The organism is Ideonella sp. BN130291, from assembly GCF_036231905.1.
GTDB lineage: Bacteria > Pseudomonadota > Gammaproteobacteria > Burkholderiales > Burkholderiaceae_C > CAMLIZ01.
Map to the genome: position 1 here is coordinate 582,739 of NZ_JAZARE010000003.1, position 20,511 is coordinate 603,249.

Consider the following 20,511-nt stretch of genomic DNA (forward strand, 5'->3'; position numbering starts at 1 on the left):
GCCTTCCACCCCCGTGTTTCCAGAATCCATTCGCTTCTTGACGAACTGGAGGGTGACATGTCGGAGCGTTTGAATGGGGTGGTGCAGGCGATTCGCGAAGGGTTTGGCGCGGCGGGGCGCGGCATGCGTGCGCTGGGACGCCGGGCGCTGAACTCACGCGGCGTGATCATCGGCGCCCTGCTGGTGGGCGTGGCGGTGGTGGCGATCGTCAAGCATCCGCCGGTGCAGGCGGTGGGCCGCGGCGAGCTGGGTGTGCGCAGCAACCAGCTCACCGGCAAGGTGGCTGAGTTCCGCGAGGGCAGCGTCATCGTGCTGCCCGGCCTGCACCAGCTGCGCCGCTATCCCCTGCGCGACCAGGTGTACCGGCCGGTGCAGATCAGCAAGGCCGGCGGCGAGGCGCCGCTGCAGTCGGCTGAAGGCTTGTCCATTGGCGTGGACCTGGCCGTGCGCTATGCGCTGGACGCCAGCCGCATCGCAGCCCTGTCGCGCGATCTGCCGGAGAACCTGAACGCCGAGATCGTGGAGCCCGCGGTGCAGGGCGTGATCTACAAGGTGTTCACCCGCTACACCGTGCGCGAGATCTTTTCCACCAAGCGTGCGGAGATCCAGCAGGCGATCGAAGCCGAATTGAAGACCAAGCTGGCCAACGACGGCATCGTGCTGCGCTCGGTGCAAATGGGCAAGGTGGACCTGCCGGCCGACTACCGCCGCGGCATGGACAAGTTGCTGGCCGAGGAGCTGGAGACGGAGAAGATGCGCTTCACCTTGGAGCTGAAGGAAAAACGCGTGGCCGAAACCGCACTGGAGGCGGAAGCGGACAAGGTGCGGCGCGAGAAGGCCGCGCAAGCCTCGGCCAACGAACAGATCATTGCCGCCCGCGCACAGGAAGAGGCGATGAAGCATGTGCTGCCCTTCAAGCAGAAGCAGATCGAGCAACGTCAGCTGGAAGCCGAAGCCGAGAAGCTCTCGCGCATCAAGGGTGCCGAAGGCAGCGCACAGGCCCGCCGCATCGAAGCGGCCGGCGAAGCTGAATCGCGCCAGAGGCTGGCCGATGCGGAGGCGTATCGCCTGGAGCGTGTGGGCAAGATCAACAGCGAGCAGATGGCGCGCGACGGTGCGCTCATCACCAAGCACCCGTTGCTGATCCAGAAGACGCTGGCCGACAAGCTGTCCGACAAGATCCAGGTCATCATCGCGCCCCCGCCGGCCGGTGGGGGCTTCATCGGCAATACCCTGCTGGGCACGCAAGCGAAGGCTGCGGAACCGGTGCAAGCCACGGAGACGGAGCAATGAACACCGCCACCATGCGCCACCGCCTGCAAGCGGCCGGCTGGGCCGTGACCGTTACCGCCGCCATGGTGGCCGCCGCCGCGCTGACGCTGTGTGCACCGGCTGTCGCTGCAGCAGAAGCCGAGAACGTGGCACCCACCATCGCGATCGTGGTGCAGGACCAGACCGCCCTGCGCGCCGCCCCGCGCGACAGCGGCCAGCTGCAGGCCACGCTGTGGCCGGGCGACACGCTGGAGATCCGCGGCGAGCGCCTGGACCATCTGCAGGTGTACGACTACCGGCGCGAACGCGGCGGCTTCGTCCGGGCGTCTGCCCTGCGCCGTGTGTCGCTGCAGGCGGGTCAGGCGCCGGAGCTGCTGGCCGTGGTGCGCTTCCTGCGCGACACGCCGGGCTCCGAGGCGCTGGGCATGGCCTACGCCGCGGCTTACCTGAAAGCCGCGCCGGCCGATGCCATCACCGCCGAACCGCTGGACGCGCTTGGCACCATGGCAGAACGCCTGGCGCGCCGCGCCTCATCGCGCCAAGCCAAGGCCAATGACCCGGTGCTGGCCGCACACCTGGAAGCCGCTGCCGGCCTGGGCGTGGTGATGACCAGCTTCGAGCGCGACGGCCGCATGCAGCTGTGCTACGACGGCGACGCCTTCCGCCGTGTGCTCGCGATGCAGGCCACTCCGGAGCAGCGTGCCCGCGCGGCGCTGGGCCTGACCCGCGACGACTGCATCGCGCCCACCCTGCCCCCGCTGCAGCGCCAGCAACTGCTGGAAGACCAGGCCCAACTGCTGGAGCGCATCGACATCGCGCCCCTGCCCGAGCTGCTGAAGAACCGCATCCGCATGCGGCGTGCCGCGGTGTGGGCCGGCGTGGCGTTCACCCGCAGCCGCCAGGGAACAAATGCGAACACGGCCGAGGCCGGAGAACATGCGCTGCAGTCACTGGCCGAGGTGGTGAAGGCCCAACTCACCGACGACGACCAGTGGGCCTACAACGACGCCGCCGTGCGCGTGGGCGCGTCGCGCTGGGCCGGTGCTGCCGCGGCCACCAGCAAGGGCCGCCTGGCCATCGCCACCAGCGCCGGCCAGCAGCCGGGTGAAACCTGCGTGGCCCTCACCGACGCCCAACACGACGCCGCCCATCCATTGCTGCGCCGCTGCACCTACGGCACGGTGTGGACGGCATCGGCCAGCGTGAGTGCCGACGGCAGCGCACTCGCCGTGGCAGTGCAGCCGCTGGCCACCTGGCGCGAGCTGTGGGTGTTCCACCGCAACCGCGAAGGCTGGACGGTGGACACCCTGCCCCCGGCCACCGGCGACACGCAGCTCGGCGTGGTGGAGTTCGCCGGCTGGGTGCCCGGCGGCGGGCGATTGCTGGCCGCGCGCGAGGCCAAGGTGGACGGCCGCTTCAAGCGCAGCTTCGAGGTGATCCGCCTGGACACGCTGGTGGCGGAGAAGCAGGCCGACAAGCCCGATTCACTGAGCACCTTCTACCGCTGGCAGGACGCGGGATGGAAGCGGCAGACCGTGATGCTGCGCTAAGGCTATGATGTAAATCTCAAAATTGAATCTTCAAATTTACATGATCCCCCGCGACGCCACTGCCACCCTGCGCCGGCTGGCCCAGGGCTTCCCGCTGGTTGCGCTCACCGGACCACGGCAATCCGGCAAGACCACTCTGGCGCGGGCGGTCTTCGGCGACAAGCCGTACGTGTCGTTGGAAGACCCGGATGAGCGTGCCTTCGCCGACGCCGACCCTCGCGGCTTCCTGCGCCGTTTCGAGGACCGCGGGGTGGTGATCGACGAGGCCCAGCGCTGCCCCGCCCTGTTTTCCTACCTTCAAGGGTGGGTGGACCAGCGCCGCATCATGGGCGACGTGGTGCTCACTGGTTCGCAGCAATTCGGGTTGATGACCGGCATATCGCAGTCCCTGGCAGGCCGGGTCGGCATGGTCAACCTGCTGCCATTGGCCTGGGCGGAAGTGCGTTCGCTGGACAGTGCCCCCGCCACGCTGGAACAGGCGTTGTGGCGGGGCGGCTATCCGGCCCTGTACGACCGGCCCGTCGCACCGCCGGACTGGTTTGCCGCCTATGTGGCCACCTATGTGGAACGCGACGTGCGCCAGTTGATCGCGGTGCGGGACCTGAGCGTGTTCCAGCGCTTCGTGAGCATGTGCGCCGCGCGCTGCGGCCAACTGCTCAACCTGTCCTCGCTGGCCACGGACTGCGGCATCACCCAGCCCACCGCGCGCGAATGGCTCAGCGTGCTGGCCGCGAGCTACATCGTGGTGCAGCTGCCGCCCTACCACCGCAACTTCGGCAAGCGGCTGGTGAAGACGCCAAAGCTGTATTTCCTGGATGTGGGGCTGGCAGCCTGGCTGCTCGGCATCCGCGACGCTCAGGCCCTGGCGACGCACGCCATGCGAGGCGCGCTGTTCGAAAGCTGGGCCGCCTCCGAATACATCAAGTCACGCTGCAATGCCGGCCTGTCGCCCGCCTTGCACTTTTGGCGCGACCATGCCGGCCACGAGGTGGATCTGGTCATCGAGGCGGAAGGGGGCCGACTCGATGCGGTGGAACTGAAGTCCGGCAGCACCTATGCCGCGGACTGGGCGGATGCGCTGAAAAAGTGGCAGGGCTTCGCCGGCGACTCGGCCGGCCAGCCCATGGTGGTGTATGGCGGCGACGCCAGCTATGAGCGCCAGGGAGTCAGCGTGCGAGGCTGGCGGAACTGGCCCGACGTCACCACGCGCTGACCAGCCACCTCAACCCACCCACTTGCGCGCATTGCGGAACATGCGCATCCACGGGCTCAGCTCGCTCTTGTCCCCAGAGGTCCAGCTCATCAGCACGTTGCGGAACACCCGTTCCGGGTGCGGCATCAGCACGGTGAAGCGGCCGTCCGGCGTGGTGACGGACGTCAAGCCATCGGGGCTGCCGTTCGGGTTGAACGGGTAGGCCTCGGTGGGTGCGCCGGTGTTGTCCACGAAGCGCATCGCGCGTTGCACCGCGGCGGTGTCGCCGCGCTGCGAGAAGTCCGCGAAGCCTTCGCCATGCGCCACCGCGATCGGCAGGCGGCTGCCGGCCATGCCGTCGAAGAAGATCGACGGGCTTTGCAGCACTTCCACCAGCGCCAGCCGCGCTTCGTAGCGCTCGCTCTTGTTGGTGGTGAACTTGGGCCAGGCTTCGGCGCCCGGGATGATGGGCGATAGCGCGGCCATCATCTGGCAGCCGTTGCACACACCGAGCGCGAAGGTGTCCTCGCGCTGGAAGAAGGCCTTGAACTGGTCGGAGAGTCGCGTGTTGAAGAGGATGGAGCGCGCCCAGCCTTCACCGGCACCCAGGGTGTCGCCATAGCTGAAGCCGCCACAGGCAACGAAGCCGGTGAAGTCGGCCAGGTTCGCGCGGCCGGCCTGCAGGTCGCTCATGTGCACGTCGAAGGTGTCGAAGCCGGCCAGCGCCATCGCGTAGCTCATCTCGACGTGCGAGTTCACGCCTTGCTCGCGCAGGATGGCCAGCTTGGGCCGCACGCCGGTGGCGATGAAGGGCGCGGCGACGTCCTCCTTCGGGTCGAACGTCAGGTGCAGGTGCAGGCCGGGGTCGGCCGGGTCGCCGGCGGCGGCGTGTTCCTGGTCGGCACCCGCGGGGTTGTCTCGCAGGCGGTTGATGCGCCAGCTCACTTCGTCCCACGCCTGCTGAAGCTCGCGCAGCGCTGCGCTGAACTGCACCTTGGTGTCGCGCCACACCTCGATCATCTGCTTCTCGGTGGGCTTGCCGATCACATGGCTGTGGCGGCTCAGGCCCAGCTCGCGCAAGGTGGCCATCACGGCGTCGCGGTCGGCGCTGCGCACCTGGATCAGGGCACCCAGCTCTTCGTTGAACAAGGCCTTCAGCGTGAGTTCGTTGCGGCGCTCGCTCACCTGCGAGGCCCAGTTCTTGGAGTCTCCGTACTCGGCGCGGCTGTCGCCGATGCCGTCGCTTTCGGTGACCAGCAGGTCCACGTTCAAAGCCACACCCAGGTGGCCGGCAAAGGCCATTTCGCACACCGCCGCCCACAGGCCGCCGTCACTGCGGTCGTGGTAGGCCAGCAGTTGGCCTTGAGCGCGCAGGCGGTTGATGGCCTGCACCAGCGCCTTCAGCTGGGCGGGGTCGTCCAGGTCGGGCACCGTGTCACCGAACTGGTTGAGCGTCTGCGCCAGGATCGAGCCGCCCATGCGGCCTTGGCCCTGGCCCAGGTCGATCAGGATCAGCGTGGTGTCCCCGGGCTGCAGCTGCGGCGTGAGCGTGCCGCGAACGTCGTCCAGCGTGGCGAACGCCGACACGATCAGCGACACCGGTGCGATGACCTGCTTCGTCTCGCCGCCATCGCTCCAACGTGTGCGCATGGAGAGCGAATCCTTGCCCACCGGCACGCCGATGCCCAGCGCGGGGCACAGCTCCATGCCGACGGCCTTCACCGTGTCGTACAGCGCTGCATCCTCGCCGGGTTCCCCGCACGCGGCCATCCAGTTGCAGCTCAGCTTGATGCGGCTGAGTTCGATCGGCGCGGCCAGCAGGTTGGTGATGGCTTCGGCCACCGCCATGCGGCCGGAGGCCGGCGCGTCCAGCGCAGCCAGCGGGGTGCGCTCACCCATGCTCATGGCTTCACCGCGGAAGCCGGCGTAGTCCGCCAAGGTCACGGCGCAATCGGCCACCGGCACCTGCCACGGGCCCACCATCTGGTCGCGATGGTTGAGGCCACCCACGGTGCGGTCGCCGATGGTCACCAGGAAGCGCTTGCTCGCCACCGTGGGATGGCGCAGCACGTCGACGGCCGCCGTCTTCAGCGCCACGCCGGTCAGGTCCAGCGGAGGTGCGCTGCGCGGCACGCGGGCGACGTCGCGATGCATCTTGGGCGGCTTGCCCAGCAGCACCTCCATCGGCATGTCGATCGCGCGCTCGCCGCCGGGGCCGTTTTCCAGCACCAGCTCGGTGTCGTCGGTGGCCACGCCCACCACCGCGAAGGGGCAGCGCTCGCGTTCGCACATCGCCTCGAAGGCGGCCAGCTTGGCAGGATCCAGCGCCAGGACATAACGCTCCTGGCTCTCGTTGCACCAGATTTCCTTGGGTGCCAGGCCAGTCTCTTCCAGCGGCACCTTGCGGATGTCGAAGGTGGCGCCCTTGCCGGCACCGTCCACCAGCTCGGGGAAGGCATTGCTGATGCCGCCCGCGCCCACGTCGTGGATGGCCAGCACCGGGTTGTCCACGCCCAGGGCCCAGCAATGGTTGATCACCTCCTGCGCGCGGCGCTGGATCTCGGGGTTGCCGCGCTGAACGGAATCGAAGTCCAGCGCCGCGGTGTTGGTGCCCGCCGCCATGGAGCTGGCGGCGCCACCGCCCATGCCGATGCGCATGCCGGGCCCGCCCAGCTGCACCAGCAGCGTGCCGGCGCCGAAGGGCAGCTTGTGGGTCTGGCCATCGCTGATCTGGCCCAGGCCGCCGGCGATCATGATGGGCTTGTGGTAGCCGCGGCGCAGGCCGGCCACGGTCTGCTCATACACCCGGAAGTAGCCGGCCAGGTTGGGCCGGCCGAATTCGTTGTTGAAAGCCGCGCCGCCCAGCGGTCCGTCAATCATGATCTGCAGCGGGCTGGCAATGTGCTCCGGCTTGCCGACCGGCTGGGCCTCCCAGGGCTCGCTGGTGCCGGGCAGGTGCAGGTTGCTCACGCTGAAACCAGTGAGGCCGGCCTTGGGGCGCGAGCCGCGGCCGGTGGCGCCTTCGTCGCGGATCTCACCGCCGGCGCCGGTGGAGGCGCCAGGAAACGGAGAAATGGCGGTGGGGTGGTTGTGCGTTTCCACCTTCATCAGCACATGCACGGTTTCGTCGCGGGCCACGTACTTGTCGCCGCCGCGGTGGCTCTCGGGCAGCCAGCGCTGGGCCGGGCCGCCTTCCATGATGGCCGCGTTGTCGCTGTAGGCCACCACGGTGTGCGCGGGTGCCAGCTTCTCGGTGTTGCGGATCATGCCGAACATGGACAGCGGCTGGCGCTCGCCGTCGATGCTGAACTCCGCGTTGAAGATCTTGTGGCGGCAGTGTTCGCTGTTGGCCTGCGCGAACATCATCAGCTCCACGTCGCTGGGGTTGCGCTTCAGGCCCTGGAAGGCGTTGACCAGGTAGTCGATCTCGTCGTCGGACAGCGCCAGGCCGAACTCGGCGTTCGCCCGCTCCAGCGCGGCGCGCCCCTGGCCCAGAACGTCCACATGCTCCATCGGCTTGCCGGGCTGTTCATCGAACAGGTGGGCAGCGGCTTCGCGTTCGAAAGCGATGCTCTCGGTCATGCGGTCGTGCAGCAGTGCCGCTGCGGCCTGCAGCTGCTGCGAGTCCAGCAGCTTGGTGCCACCCAGCAGCCCGGTCTTCAGCGACAGCCGGAACTCCGTCACCCGCTCCACCCGGTGGATGGGCAGGCCGCAGTTGTGCGCGATGTCGGTGGCCTTGGAGGCCCAGGGCGACACGGTGCCCAGCCGCGGCATCACGACCACGAGCACCCCATCGGCCGTGGGGCCCGCATAGGCGTCGCCGTAGCGCAGCAGGTCGGCCAGCCGGTCCTGGATGGGCAGTTCCAGCGGCGCATCGGCCCAGGCCCAATGCACATGGCGCGCGGCCACGCCGGTGATGTTCGGGCTGACCGCTTGCAGCTGCTGCAGCAGGGCCTGGGCGCGGAACGCCGACAGGGCGTTGCCGCCCTCGAAGTGCATCAGGTGCTTGGGGGCGGAAGACATGCGGTGCGGGCCTTGGAGGGGATTCGGGGTCGCCAAAAGGGGCGCACCCTGGAAAACCCGCGATTTTACGGGGTGGAGAGATAATTCCGGCATGAGCATCACGATCAAGACCGCAGCCGACCTCGAAGGCATGCGCGTGGCCGGCCGCCTGGCCTCCGAAGTCCTCGACATGCTGACGCCGCACGTCAAGCCGGGTGTCAGCACCGAGCAGCTGGACAAGCTGGCCCACGACCACATCGTGAACGTGCAGGGCGGCACGCCCGCGCCGCTGAATTACGCACCGCCGGGCTACACGCCCTACCCCAAGTCGATCTGCACCTCGATCAACCACCAGGTCTGCCACGGCATCCCGAACGACCGCCCGCTGAAGAATGGCGACATCGTGAACATCGACGTCACCGTCATCAAGGACGGCTGGCACGGCGACACCAGCCGCATGTTCGTGGTGGGTGAAGGCTCCATCGCCGCCAAGCGGCTGTGCAGCATCACCTACGAAGCGATGTGGCGTGGCATCGTGAAGGTGAAGCCGGGCGCTCGGCTCGGCGACATCGGCCATGCGATCCAGACCTTCGCCGAGAACCAGGGTTTTTCGATCGTGCGCGAGTTCTGCGGCCACGGCATCGGGCGCAACTTCCATGAAGAGCCGCAGGTGCTGCACTACGGCCGCCCCGGCACGCTGGAAGAGCTGGTGCCCGGCATGGTGTTCACCATCGAGCCGATGATCAACGCCGGCAAGCGCGAGATCCGGGAAATGGGCGACGGCTGGACCATCGTCACCAAGGACCGGTCACTGTCGGCCCAGTGGGAACACACGGTCGTGGTCACCGAGACGGGCTACGAGGTGCTCACCGTGTCGGCCGGCAGCCCGCCGCCGCCGGAGTTCGTGAAGCCTGCTGCCGCCACCGCATGAGCGCGGCGCCGCTGGCCACCGAGGTCGGCAGCCTGCGCCAGCAGTTCCGCGACGGCAAGGCGGCGCTGATCCAGCGGTTCCGTGAATCACGCGCCAGCACGGTGGCCGCCACGCGGTTGATCCGCGACCTGGCACGCCATGTGGACCGCACGCTGTGCGAGCTGTGGCAGCACGCCGGCATGCCGGCCGGCGCGGCGCTGGTCGCAGTCGGCGGTTATGGCCGCGGCGAACTGTTCCCGTATTCCGACGTGGACGTGCTGCTGCTGTTGCCGGACGACGGCGAGCTGCAGCCGGACCCCGCGCTGCGCTCCTCGATCGAAGGTTTCATCACCGCCTGCTGGGACATCGGGCTGGAGATCGGCTCGTCGGTGCGCACCTTGCAGGAATGTGTGGCCGAAGCCCAGCGCGACGTGACCATCCAGACCGCGCTGCTGGAGTCCCGCTGCCTGTGCGGCTCGCGGCGCCTCTTCCAGCAGTTCCGCAAGGCGACCACCGAGGCGATGGACCCCAAGGCCTTCCTGCGGGCCAAGAGCCTGGAGATGCGCCAGCGCCATGTGAAGTACGAGGACTCGCCTTACTCGCTGGAGCCCAACTGCAAGGAAAGCCCGGGCGGGCTGCGCGACCTGCAGGTGGTGGTATGGGTGGCACGCGCCGCCGGCCTGGGCGGCACCTGGTCCGAGCTGGCCGCCAAGGGGCTGATCACGCCGTTCGAGGTGAAGCAGCTGCAGCGCAACGAAGGCCTGCTCAAGCTCATCCGCGCGCGGCTGCACATGGTGGCCGGCCGGCGCGAGGACCGACTGGTGTTCGACCTGCAGACCGCCGTGGCCGAGAGCTTCGGCTACAGCGCCACCAAGGCGCACCGCGCCTCGGAAGTGCTGATGCGGCGCTACTACTGGGCCGCCAAGGCGGTGACCCAGCTGAACCAAATCCTGATGCTCAACATCGAGGAGCGCATCAACGGCTCCGGCGATGCGCCGATGCGGCCGGTGAACGAGCGCTTCTTCGACCGCGCCGGCATGCTGGAAGTGGCCAGCGACGAGCTCTACACCACGCAGCCGCACGCCATCCTCGAAACCTTTCTCATCTACCAGAGCACGCCCGGCATCAAGGGCCTGTCGGCGCGCACCCTGCGGGCGCTGTACAACGCGCGCAACGTGATGGACGCGGAGTTCCGGCGCGACCCGGTGAACCGCGCCCAGTTCATGGACATCCTGCGCCAGCCCGAAGGCCAGACGCATGCCTTCCGGCTGATGAACCAGACCTCGGTGCTGGGCCGCTACCTCTGGGTGTTCCGCCGCATCGTGGGCCAGATGCAGCACGACCTGTTCCATGTGTACACCGTGGACCAGCACATCCTGATGGTGCTGCGCAACGTGCGCCGCTTCTTCGTGCCCGAGCATGCGCACGAATACCCGTTCTGCTCACAGCTGGCCTCACAGTGGGACCGGCCTTATGTGCTCTACGTGGCCGCCCTTTTCCACGACGTGGCCAAGGGCCGCGGCGGCGACCATTCCGACCTGGGCGCGGTGGAGGTGCGGCGCTTCTGCCGCGACCACGGCATCGGCAAGGAGGACACCGCGCTCATCGAGTTCCTGGTGAAGAACCACCTCACCATGTCGCGCGTGGCCCAGAAGGAGGACCTGAGCGACCCGGAGGTGATCGGCAAGTTCGCGCAGCGCGTGGGCAACGAACGCACGCTCACCGCGCTGTACCTGCTCACCGTGGCCGACATCCGCGGCACCAGCCCCAAGGTGTGGAACGCCTGGAAGGGCAAGCTGCTGGAGGACCTGTACCGACTCACGCTGCGCGCGCTCGGCGGCGGCAAGCCCAACATGGCAGCGGAGATCGAGGCGCGCAAGCAGGAAGCGCTGTCCATGCTCAACCTGCACACCGCCCTGCCCGGCACACAGAAGCCGCTGTGGGACACGCTGGAGCTGAGCTACTTCGCACGCCACGAGGCGGCCGACATCGCCTGGCACGCACGTTCGCTGTGGCGCTACGTCAAGACCGACAAGCCGATCGTGCGGGCACGCCTGTCCTCGGTGGGCGAAGGCCTGCAGGTGCTGGTGTACTCGCCCGACCGGCAGGACCTGTTCGCCCGCATCTGCGGCTATTTCGACCAGGCCGGCTTCAACATCCTGGACGCCAAGGTGCACACCACCACCGCCGGTTACGCGCTGGACACCTTCCAGGTCGTCAGCCCGCAGATCGAGCCCGACCAGCAAGGCAGCTACCGCGACATCATCTCGCTGGTGGAGACGCAAGCCGCGCTGGCCCTGGCCTCCGAAGGCCCGCTGCCGCAGCCCAGCCGCGGCCGGGTGTCGCGGCGGGTCAAGTCCTTCCCGATCACGCCGCGCGTGGCGCTGCGGCCGGACGAACGCGGCCAGCGCTGGCTGCTGTCGGTGAGCACCAGCGACCGCTCGGGCCTGCTCTACGCGATCGCCCGTGTGCTGGCCCGCCACCAGATCAACCTGCAGCTGGCGAAGGTCAGCACCCTGGGCGAGCGGGTGGAGGACACCTTCCTCATCGACGGCCCGGTGCTGCAGCAGAACAAGGCGCAGCTGCAGATCGAGAGCGAGCTGCTGGACGTGGCTGGCCCTGTCTGACAGATTCCGCCTACACCAAAAAGGGGGAGTCGCCGATGGTGGCGGCGGAGCGCACTTCCTACAGTAAAGAATGGCCCGGTTTCCGGGAACGCGGTTTGCCTCCTTGGCTCGCAAGGAGGTCGCATGACATCGAACAAAAGCCAGGGGACAGGCGCCGGCGTCTGGGGTAGCGCCAGCGTCGCAGAGGACCAGCGCGCGCTCGCGGACCAGCTCGTCCGCTGCTCCCGCCGCCGCCGCACCATGGCGGCATGGCAAGTGAGAGCACAACAGTTGCGCAGTTTTACCGCCAGCCATGTCATCTCGATGACCGCGCTGGGGGTGCTTGCGCTGAGCGGCCTGTCCTTGCTGGCTTAGAACCATGGCCCGCCCGCAGACTGGGGAGTCGGCCAGCGCCCTCTCCCCATCCCGCACGCCCGTGTTCGCCCCGGCCGCGCGGGGCCTCGCGGCGTTGCGCTCCGAAGCGCGTGCCTTCCTCACCAGCGCCGGCGCGGTGCCGCAACCCGTGCGCGCTGCCCTGTTCGGGCGCGAAGGTTTTCACCAGCACGGCATCAGCCTCGCGATGGGCCAGCCGGTGGAGCGCAGGCGGGGCCGGCGCCGGCCGCGCACGCCGCCGTTCTTTCCGCGCCTGCTCGACAACCTGCAGGCGCTGGCACGCGCGCGTGCCTACCTGGAGCGTGTGGACCGCGAAGGCGACGCCCTGAGCCCGGCCGCCGAATGGCTGCTGGACAACTTCCACCTCATCGAAGCGCAGGCGCCGGAGATCCGCAGCGCCCTGCCGGCGCACTACTACGCCCACCTGCCCAAGCTGCGTGGCGAGCCGCTGGCCGGGCTGCCGCGCATCTATGGCATCGCCTGGGCGTTCGTGGCGCACACCGATTCCAACTTCGACCCGCAGTTGCTCGCGCACTTCCTGCAGGCCTACCAGGCGGTGGACACGCTCACGCTCGGGGAGCTGTGGGCACTGCCGACCACCCTGCGCGTAGTGCTGATGGAAAACCTGGCCCGCCTGGCCGAAACGGTGGCCAGCAACAAGGCCGCGCGCGAGGCGGCCACCTGGTGCTGCGACCACCCCGACCGCACCACCGAGGCCGAGCTCGACGCCCTCTTCGCCCGCGCGCAGCGCCGTGGCGTGCAGCTGGCGTTCCTGGCCCAGATGAGCCAGCGTGTCCACGGGCCCAACCCGGGCGATGCCGCGCAGTGGCAAGGCTGGCTGGCGGCGCACGTGCCAGATGCGACCGCCCACCTGGCCGCCGCCCAGGCCGAGCAGGCGGCCAACAACGTGAGCGTCAGCCACGCGGTGAACGCGCTGCGCTCGATGGCCAACTTCGACTGGGGCGCGTTGGTCAATGCCGTGAGCCCGGTGCTCCAGCGGCTGCGCACGGCGCCCTCGTTCCGCGAAAGCAGCGAGCTCACGCGCGACCAGTGCACCCACGCGATCGAGCGCCTGGCGCAGCAGGCCGGCGTGGCGGAGCTGGAGGTCGCCGAGCGCGCCCTCGCGCTGGCCGAGGAGAGCGACGCCACCCGCCGCCTCGGGCCGGCGCACTACCTCATCGGTGCCGGGCGTGCACAACTCGCCGCCGCGCTCGGGCAGGCGCCGAGCCGCCCCTGGCACTCGCCGCGCTGGCGCTGGGCGGTGTACAGCGGCGCCCTGGTGCTGGGCACCATCGGCCTGGTGAACGCGGCGCTCGCCGGCCAGGCCCTGGTGCCCTGGGCCGAACTGCTGAGCGTCATCCTGCTAGCGGTGCCGGCGTCCGAATGCGCCGTCGCGCTGGTGCACCGGCTCGCCGCAGAAACCATGCCGGTCCAGCGCCTGCCGCGGCTGGCCCTGGAGGGCGGGCTGCAGGAGGAGCACCGCACGCTGGTGGTCATTCCCTGCATGCTGGACAACAGCGAGGCGATCGCGCGCCAGGCCCAGTGGCTGGAAGAGTGTTTTCTTGCCAACCCGGAGCGGCATTGCCAGTTCGCCCTGCTGAGCGACTGGCTGGACGCGCCGCAGCGCCAGGCGGCCAACGATGCCCTTCTGCTGGACGCGGCGCGCGCCGCGGTGCAGGCGCTCAACCTGCGCCATGGCGGGCAGGCGGTGGTAGGCGAGGGCGAAGAAGGCACGGCCGGCGAGCACGCCCCCGCGCGCTTCCTGCTGCTGCATCGCGAACGCAGCTGGAGCGACAGCGAAGCGGCCTGGATCGGCTGGGAGCGCAAGCGCGGCAAGCTGGAGCAGCTGGTGTCCCACCTGGCCGGCGCGGCGCCCTCACCCTTCATCGACCTGCAGGCCGAAAGCCGCATCGCGCCCGGCACGCAATTCGTGGTCACGCTGGACAGCGACACCCAGCTGCCACCGGGCAGCCTGCGCGAGCTGGTGGCCGTGGCCGCCCATCCGCTGAACCAGCCGCAGCTGGCGCCGCACAGCGGGCGCGTGGTGGGTGGCCATGCCGTGCTGCAGCCGCGCATCGCGGCCCCGATCCCGCCGCGCGAGACGGTCACGCCCTTCGGCTGGCTGCACTGCGGCGGCCACTGGGGGCTGGACGCCTATGGCAATGGCAGCTCCGAGGTCTACCAGGACCTGTTCGGCGAAGGCAGCTTCGCCGGCAAGGGGCTGATCCATGTGCGCGCCTTCCACGCCGCGCTGCGCGAGCGCATCCCCGAAGGCCGCCTGCTCAGCCATGACCTGTATGAAGGCATCTGGGCCCGCTGTGCCCACCTGAGCGACGTGGCGCTGTTCGAGCGCCAGCCCATGCACCCCGACGCCGACGCGGCGCGCCGGCATCGCTGGACCCGCGGCGACTGGCAGCTGCTGCCGTTCCTGCGCGCCGCGCTGCATGGTGGCGTGGGCGCGGTCAACCTGTGGAAGATGGTGGACAACCTGCGCCGCTCGCTCATGGCACCGATGAGCGTGGCGCTGCTGTGGTGGAGTTTCACGCTGGAAGGCGTGGCGCCGGGCCGCGCCGTGCTGCTGGTCTTTGCCGCCTATGCGGCCGGCCCGCTGCTGGGGGCATTGGCCAGCCTGGTGCCGCGCCAGCGCGGCGTGGCGCTGGCGCACCTGCTGCGTGAAGGCGGGCGCGACGTGGCGCGTGCACTGCTCGGCGGCGTGTGGCAGCTGGCGGCGCTGATGGACCAGGCGCTGCTGCGCGCCGATGCCATCGGCCGGGCGGTGTGGCGCATGGCGGTGAGCCGGCGCCACCTGCTGCAATGGACCACCGCCGCACAGGCCGAATCCGGCGCGCCGGCCGAGCTGCCCACCCTGCTGCGGCGCCATGCACCGGCCTGCGTGGCCGCCGTCGCGTGGACGGTGCTGGGCCTGCTGCAGCACGATGCCCATGTTGGCTGGCTGCTCGGCTTCGGCCTGCTGTGGCTGCTGTCGCCGCTGGCGTTCTGGCTGATGGGCCAGCCGCTGGTGCGCCTGGCGCCCGGCCGGCCGTTGCCCGGGGCCGACCGGCAGTACCTGCAGGAGCTGGCGCGCGACACGTGGCGCCTGTTCGAGCGCAGCGTGAGCGCGGACCACCACCACCTGCCGCCGGCCCACCTGCAGTTGGAACCGCGCAGCATGCTGGCGCACCAGACGTCGCCCACCCACATCGGCCTGTACCTGCTGGCCACGGTGAGTGCACACCGCCTGGGCTTCATCGGCACGGATGAGCTGACCGAGCGCCTGCAGCAGACGTTGGGCACGCTGGAGCGCCTGCCGCGCCACCGGGGCCACTTCCACCAGGCCATCGACACCCAGAGCCTGCGCACCCTGGCGCCACCCTACGTGTCCACGGTGGACAGCGGCAACCTGGCGGCCCACCTGTGGGCGGTGGCCCAGGCCTGCCGCGAGTTCGCCTCCGGCCCGGCCCCGCACGACGCGATGCAGCAGGCGCTGCGCACCGCCGTGCTGCGCCTGCGCCATGCCAGCGACGCCACCCTGCGCAGCTGGCTGCAGGAGGCGCCGCTGCAGGCGCTGCTGCAGGAGGACCTGTGGGTGGCCTGGCGGCGCGACCCGGCCCGGCTGCGCCGGCTGCTCGACGCGGCGCAGGCAGTGTGGGCCGAGCGCACCGCGCAGGCCACGCAGGAGCGCCCCGAGCTGCAGCCGCTGGCCGACCTGCTGCGCCAGCTCGACAGCCTGCTGCGCGACCGCGAGGTGGACCGCGACCAGTGGGCCGGTGCGCTGCGCGCCCTGGCCGAGCGCGCCGACATGATCGCCGGCGCCATAGACTTCAGCTTTCTCTACGACCCGCAGCGCCGCCTGTTCCATGTGGGCTACCGGCCCGCCGACGCGGCGCTGGAGACCACTTACCACGACCTGCTGGCGTCGGATTCACGCCTGGCGAGCTATGTGGCCATCGCCAAGGGCGACGTGCCGCGCCGCCACTGGAGCGTGCTCGCACGCCCCTTCATCGGCGTGCGCGCCCGGCCCACGCTGCGCTCCTGGTCGGGCTCGATGTTCGAGTACCTGATGCCCAGCCTGGTGCTGGACGAGCCCTGCGGCGGCCTGCTCCAGCGTGCGCTGGCGGCCGCGGTGCAGGAGCAACGCGACTTCGGCCAGGCGCGTGGCCTGCCCTGGGGCGTGTCCGAAAGCGCCTATTTCGCGCAGGACACCACGCTGGCCTTCCAGCAGGCACGCTTCGGCGTGCCGCGCCTGGCGCTGCGCCGCACGCCGGTGGGAGACAAGGTGGTGGCGCCGCATGCCAGCGTGCTGGCCGCGATGGTGGACACGGCTGCGGCGGTGAGCAACCTCAAGCGCCTGGAACGCCTGGGCACGCGCGGGCTGTGCGGCTTTGTCGATGCGATCGACTTCACCGCCAGCCGGCGCGGCGACGAAGGCCAGCCGCAGGTGGTGCCCACCTTCCTGGCGCACCACCAGGGCATGAGCCTGGCCGCGTTGTGCAACGTGCTGCACGGCAACGCGGTGCGCGGCTGGTTCATGCGCGCGCCGCTGGCGCAGTCGCATGCGGCCTTGCTGCAGGAGCGCCTGCCGCGCGAGATCGTGTTCCAGGCCGGCCAGGTGCGCCAGCGTGCAGCCCAGCCGGCGCAGGCGCCTGCGCAGTCGTCGGCCCGGGTGATCGACCCGTCGCTGGCCCCGCTGGACGGCGTGCCCACCCAGCTGCTCGGCAACGGCTCCTACAGCGTCACGCTGAGGCCCGGCGGCGCGGGCGCCAGCTGCTGGCGCGGGCACGCGGTGAGCCGCTCGCGCGACGATGCGCTGCGCGACGCCCATGGCCACTGGCTGATGCTGCGCCGGGCCGACGACGTGGAATTCCATTCGCTGAGCCGCGCGCCCAATCCGCGCCCGGACGCGCTGTACACCACCCGATTCTTCAACGACCGGGTGGAGTTCGACGCCGAGTGCGACGACTGGGAATCCAAGGTCACGGTCTGGGTGAGCGCCGACGACGACGTGGAGTTCCGCCGCGTCATGCTGCACAACCTGGCCGACACGGACACCGAGTTCGAGCTGCTCAGCTGGTTCGAGGTGGTGCTGGGGTCGCAGGGCGCGGAAGCCGCGCACCCGGCCTTTGCGGGCCTCTTCGTGCAAGCCCATGCGGCCGGTGAACACGGCGTGCTGCTGGAGCGCCGCCCGCGTGCCGCCGGCGAAACACCGGTGTGGGGCGCGCACTTCCTGGCCACCTGCGACGTGCCGCCGGCGGCGCTGCGCATCACCTGCGACCGGGCGCGCCTGCTGCCGCGCCTGGGCCAGGTGTCGCAGGCGCGGCCCGGGCCGTCGCAGCAGCCGCGTGCTGATGGGCAGCTGGACACCGGGCTGGACCCGGTGGCCTCGCTCGCGGTGCGCCTGGTGGTGCCGGCGCAGGCGCGTGTCAGCCTCACCTTCGCCACCGCAGCCGGCGACGACGCGGCCAGCCTGCGCGCGCTGATGGACAAGTACAGCCAGGACGCCCACCTGCAACGGGCGCGCCGCATGTCGGCCACCCTCACCCGCATCCGCCATCGCGAGCTGGACATCGCGCCGGACGACCTGCATGCCATCCAGGACCTCACCAGCCTGATGCTCCACACCCCGTCGCGGCCGCGGCCGGCGCCCGCGCAGGCGCTGGACAAGCGCGTGCTGTCGCGCTTCGGCATCTCGGGCGACAAGCCGATCATGATGGTGCGGGTGAATGCCGCCCAGGGCGTGCCGCTGGTGCACACCCTGCTGGCCGCGCAGCGCCTGTGGGCCGGTGCCGGCCTGGCCTGCGACCTGGTGGTGGTCAACGGCGAGCCGGCGGCCACCCTGGCGCCCTTGCAGGAGCACATCTCGGCGCTGCACCAGGCACTCGGCAGCTCCACGCGCGAACAGACCGACCCGGGCGGCGTGCATGTGCTGCGGCTGCAGGAGATCGACGCGGCGGAAATCGCGGCGCTGCAGGCCTATGCCCGCATCGACCTGCTCGCCGATGGCCGGCCGCTGAACCGGCTGCTGGCGCAGGTGCTGGCGCAGCACCGGCCGGCCTCGCGCGCGGTGGCGGCGGCCGCCCAGGGCGACGATGCCCGCCCCCTGCCGGACCGGCGCCAGCGCGCCGCCATCGCGGAGGCACCCTGGGCCCATGAGCCGGCGCCCAGCCAGTTCCTGGCGCAGGGCGCCGAGTTCGAGATCCGGCTGGACAGCCAGCGCGTCACACCGCGGCCATGGGCCAATGTGCTGGCCAACCCGGACTTCGGCTGCCTGCTCACCGAAAGCGGCGGCGGCTTCACCTGGGCCCGCAACAGCCGCATGAACCAGCTCACCGGCTGGAGCAACGACGCGCTGCTGGACCCGGCCAGCGAACACTTCCTTCTGCAGGACGCCGGCACCCGCGAAACCTGGGGCCTGCTGCCCACGCTGGAACGCAACGGCCTGCAGGGCTATCGCGTCACCCACACCCAGGGCGAGAGCCGCTTCAGCCATGAACGCGGCGCACTCGCGGTGGACGTGCGGGTGGCGGTGCATCCGCAGGCGAGTGCCAAGGTGCTGCAGCTGCAGCTGCGCAACACCGGCGATCAGCCCCGCATGCTGCGCCTGGTGGGCATGGTGGAGTGGGTGCTGGGCGCGCAGCGTGCCGACCGCTGGACCGTGGCCACCGAGTTCGTGCCGGAACTGCAGGCGGTGCTGGCACGCCAGCTGGAGCACCAGGGCGGCTTCGGCGGTGGCACCGCCTTCCTCATGCTGTGCGGGCCGCGCGCCACGCAGTGGACCTGCGCGCGCGAGGAGTTCTTCGATGCGCTGGGCCGCCTGCGCGTGCCCCGCGCGTTGGGCGGCGCCGCCGGGCTGGGGCTGGACCCCTGTGGTGCGCTCGACGCCACGCTGGTGCTGCCGGCAGGGGGCGAAGTGAACTGCAGCTGGGTGCTGGGCTGGGGCGACACGCGCGAGGCGGCGCTGGACCTGGCCGAGCGCCTGCAGGTCGATGGCGCGGCTGCGGCCGTGCCCGATGCCGCCGCCGCGGCCTGGCAGCAGCGGCTGGGCACGGTGAGCGTGCGCACGCCGGATCCCCTGTTCGATGCGCTGGTCAACCATTGGCTGCCCTACCAGGCCACGGCCTGCCGGCTGTGGGGGCGCAGCGGCTTCTACCAGGCCGGCGGCGCCATCGGGTTCCGCGACCAGCTGCAGGATGCGATGGGGCTGGCCCATGCGGCCCCCCAGCAGCTGCGTGACCAGCTGCTGCTGCATGCCTCGCGCCAGTTCCCGGAAGGCGATGTGCAGCATTGGTGGCACCCACCCACCGGTGCCGGCGTGCGCACCCGCATGAGCGACGACCTGCTCTGGCTGCCCCTTGCCATCCAGCACTACCTGCAGCTCACCGGCGACGAGGCCGTGCTGGAGACGCCGCTGCCCTTCATCGAAGGCCAGCCGGTGCCCGACGGGCAGGACGAGCTCTACGCCACACCCAGCGTCAGCCGGCGCAGCGCCACGCTGTACGAACATGCGGCGCTGGCGATCGACCGGGCGCTGAAGTTCGGCGCCCATGGCCTGCCGCTGATGGGCAGCGGCGACTGGAACGACGGCATGAACCGGGTGGGCCACCAGGGCCGTGGCGAGTCGGTGTGGCTGGGCTGGTTCCTGCTGGTGCTGCTGCGCGACTGGCTGCCGCGCGCCCAGGCACGCGCCGACGAGCCGCGCGCCCGCCGGTGGGCCGAGGCCCGGCAGGCGTTGCAAGCCGCGATGCAGCAGCACGGCTGGGACGGCCGCTGGTACCGCCGTGCCTACTTCGACAACGGCCATCCGCTGGGCTCGCACCTTAATGCCGAATGCCAGATCGACCTGATCGCGCAGGCCTGGGCGGTGTTTGCCTCGCCGCCGGGCGATGCGCGGGCCCGCGAGGCCATGGCCAGCGCCGACAGCCGCCTGGTGGACCGGCGCACCGGTGTCATCCAGCTGCTGCACCCGCCGCTGCAGTGGCAGGCGGACGACGCCGGCTACATCCAGGCCTATCCGCCGGGCGTGCGTGAAAACGGCGGCCAGTACTCGCATGCCGCCGTGTGGGCCCTGATGGCCCAGGCGGAGCTGGGCAACGCCGAGCTCGCCTGGGAGTACTTCACCCTGCTGAGCCCGGCCCACCGCAGCCGCGGCGCCGCCGCCCAGCGCCGCTACCGGCTGGAACCCTATGTGATGCCGGGCGACGTGTACTCGCAAGCCCCCTACGAGGGCCGCGGCGGCTGGAGCTGGTACACCGGCTCGGCCGCCTGGCTGTACCGTGCCGCGCTGGAGTCCCTGCTCGGCCTTGTGTTGCGCGCCGACAAGCTGTGCTTCTCGCCCTGCCTGCCGCCGCACTGGCCCGAAGCCGAGCTCACGCTCAGGCTGTACGAGGGCCACCCGCTGCGGGTGTTGCTGCGTGCGCCGGGCGCGGCCCAGGAGCTGCCCGCGAACGCGCGCCGCGTGGCGGTGGGCGAATGGGTGGCGCCGCACACGCTGGCACCGGACACGCTGCTGGTGGTGGACGTTCCGTCGCCGCGCAGGCCGCCGCAGGCGCACAGCAGCGAGCCCGCGGCGGCGGAGGCGTAGGCGCAGGC

The 20,511-nt window shown here is 70.5% G+C and carries 8 protein-coding genes; 7 read left to right on the forward strand and 1 reads right to left on the reverse strand.

The features are described from left to right. Positions 1-57: 57 nt before the first annotated feature. The 3 genes from VPH43_RS09000 (at position 58) to VPH43_RS09010 (ending at position 4,035) form a co-directional block, all read left to right on the forward strand. Positions 58-1,293 (forward strand): SPFH domain-containing protein, encoded by a 1,236-nt coding sequence (locus VPH43_RS09000; RefSeq protein ID WP_442909243.1) that lies wholly within the window; start codon positions 58-60, stop codon positions 1,291-1,293. A 62-nt stretch (positions 1,294-1,355) separates the two neighbouring features. Next, complete coding sequence (locus VPH43_RS09005; RefSeq protein WP_442909251.1) at positions 1,356-2,822, forward strand: hypothetical protein; 1,467 nt, start codon at positions 1,356-1,358, stop codon at positions 2,820-2,822. Between the two features lie 40 nt (positions 2,823-2,862). Next, the gene (locus VPH43_RS09010) at positions 2,863-4,035 is read left to right on the forward strand and encodes an ATP-binding protein (protein ID WP_328577341.1); all 1,173 of its coding nucleotides are present in this window, start codon (positions 2,863-2,865) and stop codon (positions 4,033-4,035) included. Between the two features lie 9 nt (positions 4,036-4,044). Here the strand turns inward: VPH43_RS09010 and purL are convergent, their stop codons facing one another. Continuing rightward, entirely contained in the window at positions 4,045-8,037 is a 3,993-nt protein-coding gene (purL, locus tag VPH43_RS09015; RefSeq protein ID WP_328577342.1) for a phosphoribosylformylglycinamidine synthase, read from the reverse strand. Between the two features lie 91 nt (positions 8,038-8,128). Between purL and map the strand changes: the two genes are divergently transcribed. From map to VPH43_RS09035, 4 genes are all read left to right on the forward strand, one after another. Next, complete coding sequence (gene map / locus VPH43_RS09020; protein ID WP_328577343.1) at positions 8,129-8,947, forward strand: type I methionyl aminopeptidase; 819 nt, start codon at positions 8,129-8,131, stop codon at positions 8,945-8,947. After that, complete coding sequence (locus VPH43_RS09025; RefSeq protein ID WP_328577344.1) at positions 8,944-11,553, forward strand: [protein-PII] uridylyltransferase; 2,610 nt, start codon at positions 8,944-8,946, stop codon at positions 11,551-11,553. The genes map and VPH43_RS09025 overlap by 4 nt, the downstream gene beginning before the upstream one ends. Before the next feature lie 123 nt (positions 11,554-11,676). Then, positions 11,677-11,907 (forward strand): hypothetical protein, encoded by a 231-nt coding sequence (locus VPH43_RS09030; protein WP_328577345.1) that lies wholly within the window; start codon positions 11,677-11,679, stop codon positions 11,905-11,907. 4 nt (positions 11,908-11,911) lie between these two features. After that, entirely contained in the window at positions 11,912-20,503 is an 8,592-nt protein-coding gene (locus VPH43_RS09035; RefSeq protein WP_328577346.1) for a GH36-type glycosyl hydrolase domain-containing protein, read from the forward strand. Positions 20,504-20,511 lie beyond the last annotated feature (8 nt).